This is a genomic window from Streptomyces coeruleofuscus (assembly GCF_039532725.1).
In the GTDB taxonomy this organism is placed as follows: Bacteria; Actinomycetota; Actinomycetes; order Streptomycetales; family Streptomycetaceae; genus Streptomyces; species Streptomyces coeruleofuscus.
This window is the reverse complement of sequence record NZ_BAAASE010000025.1, coordinates 1-2378: the sequence shown is the minus strand read 5'-3', so window position 1 is coordinate 2378 and position 2378 is coordinate 1. Positions and strand designations below refer to the sequence as shown.

Annotated in this window: 2 protein-coding genes; both read left to right on the top strand. The window is 68.3% G+C overall.

The features are described 5' to 3' along the window. The coding region (locus ABFX81_RS42075) for a 2-oxoacid:acceptor oxidoreductase subunit alpha (RefSeq protein WP_346139704.1) at nt 1–1833 on the top strand (1833 nt) is incomplete at its 5' end. Then, a partial coding sequence (locus ABFX81_RS42070) for a 2-oxoacid:ferredoxin oxidoreductase subunit beta (protein ID WP_346139703.1) occupies nt 1826–2378 on the top strand: 553 nt, incomplete at its 3' end. The genes ABFX81_RS42075 and ABFX81_RS42070, both read left to right, overlap by 8 nt.

Sequence of the window (2378 nt, the reverse complement as noted above, 5' to 3'; positions counted from 1 at the left end):
GACCGGGTGATCATCAGGTTCGCGGGGGACTCGGGTGACGGTATGCAGCTCACCGGTGACCGTTTCACCTCGGAGACCGCGTCGTTCGGCAACGACCTGTCGACGCTGCCGAACTTCCCGGCCGAGATCCGCGCGCCCGCCGGGACCCTGCCGGGTGTGTCGTCGTTCCAGTTGCACTTCGCCGATCACGACATCCTCACGCCCGGTGACGCGCCGAACGTGCTGGTGGCGATGAACCCGGCCGCGCTGAAGGCGAACATCGGCGATCTGCCGCGCGGCGCGGAGGTGATCGTCAACACGGACGAGTTCACCAAGCGCGCGATGCAGAAGGTCGGCTACGACACCAGTCCGCTGGAGGACGGGTCACTGGACGGCTACCACCTGCATCCGGTGCCGCTGACCACGCTCACCGTGGAGGCGCTGAAGGAGTTCGACCTGTCCCGCAAGGAGGCCGAGCGCAGCAAGAACATGTTCGCGCTGGGCCTGCTGTCGTGGATGTATCACCGGCCCACCGAGGGCACGGAGAGATTTCTCAAGGCCAAGTTCGCCAAGAAGCCCGACATCGCCGCGGCGAACATCGCCGCGTTCCGGGCGGGCTGGAACTTCGGCGAGACCACCGAGGATTTCGCGGTCTCCTACGAGGTCGCTCCGGCGGCCGCGGCGTTCCCGCCGGGCATCTACCGCAACATCTCCGGCAACCTGGCGCTGTCGTACGGTCTGGTGGCCGCGTCCCGGCAGGCGGATCTGCCGCTGTTCCTGGGGTCGTATCCGATCACGCCGGCCTCGGACATCCTGCACGAGTTGTCCAAGCACAAGAACTTCGGGGTGCGGACCTTCCAGGCCGAGGACGAGATCGCCGGTATCGGAGCGGCCCTGGGGGCGGCCTTCGGCGGTTCGCTGGCGGTGACGACGACCTCCGGCCCGGGTGTGGCGCTGAAGTCGGAGACCATCGGTCTGGCCGTCTCGCTGGAGCTGCCGTTGCTGGTGGTGGACATCCAGCGCGGTGGCCCGTCGACGGGTCTGCCGACCAAGACCGAGCAGGCCGACCTGTTGCAGGCGATGTTCGGGCGTAACGGTGAGGCGCCGGTGCCGATCGTCGCGCCGCGTACGCCGGCGGACTGTTTCGAGGCGGCTGTGGAGGCGGCGCGGATCGCGCTGACCTACCGCACGCCGGTGTTCCTGCTGTCCGACGGTTACCTGGCCAACGGCTCCGAGCCGTGGCGCATCCCGGATCTGGAGGAGCTGCCGGACCTGCGGGTGCGGTTCGCGCAGGGCCCCAACCACACCCTCGACGACGGCACCGAGGTGTTCTGGCCCTACAAGCGGGATCCGCAGACGCTGGCGCGGCCGTGGGCGATCCCGGGCACGCCGGGTCTGGAGCACCGGATCGGCGGCATCGAGAAGGAGGACGGCACGGGCAACATCTCCTACGCCCCGGCCAACCACGACTTCATGGTGCGTATCCGGCAGGCGAAGGTGGACGGCATCGAGGTCCCGGACCTCGACGTGGACGACCCGCACGAGGCGAACCTGCTGGTGCTGGGCTGGGGATCGACGTACGGGCCGATCACGGCCGCGGTGCGGCGGCTGCGCCGGGCCGGGGAATCGATCGCGCAGGCCCACCTGCGCCACCTCAACCCCTTCCCGAAGAACCTGGGCGCGGTCCTCGAGCGTTACGACAAGGTGGTGATCCCCGAGATGAACCTCGGGCAGCTCGCCACGCTCATCCGGGCGAAGTACCTGGTCGACGCCCGCTCCTACACCCAGGTCAACGGCATGCCGTTCAAGGCGGAGCAGCTCGCCACGGCTCTGAAGGAGGCCATCGATGGCTGAGACGTCCACACAAGGCACGGGCACCATCGAGGCGCTTTCCCTCGTCCCCAAGGCCGAGGGCAGGCAGTCGATGAAGGACTTCAAGTCCGATCAGGAGGTGCGCTGGTGCCCCGGCTGCGGCGACTACGCCATCCTCGCCGCGGTGCAGGGCTTCATGCCCGAGCTGGGGCTGGCGAAGGAGAACATCGTCTTCGTCTCGGGCATCGGCTGCTCCTCCCGCTTCCCGTACTACATGAACACCTACGGGATGCACTCCATCCACGGCCGCGCCCCCGCCATCGCCACCGGCCTCGCCTCATCGCGCCGCGACCTGAGCGTGTGGGTCGTCACGGGTGACGGCGACGCGCTGTCCATCGGCGGCAACCACCTCATCCACGCCCTGCGCCGCAACGTCAACCTCAAGATCCTGCTGTTCAACAACCGGATCTACGGTCTGACCAAGGGCCAGTACTCCCCGACCTCCGAGGTCGGCAAGATCACCAAGTCGACGCCGATGGGCTCGCTGGACGCGCCCTTCAACCCCGTGTCGCTGGCGATCGGCGCGG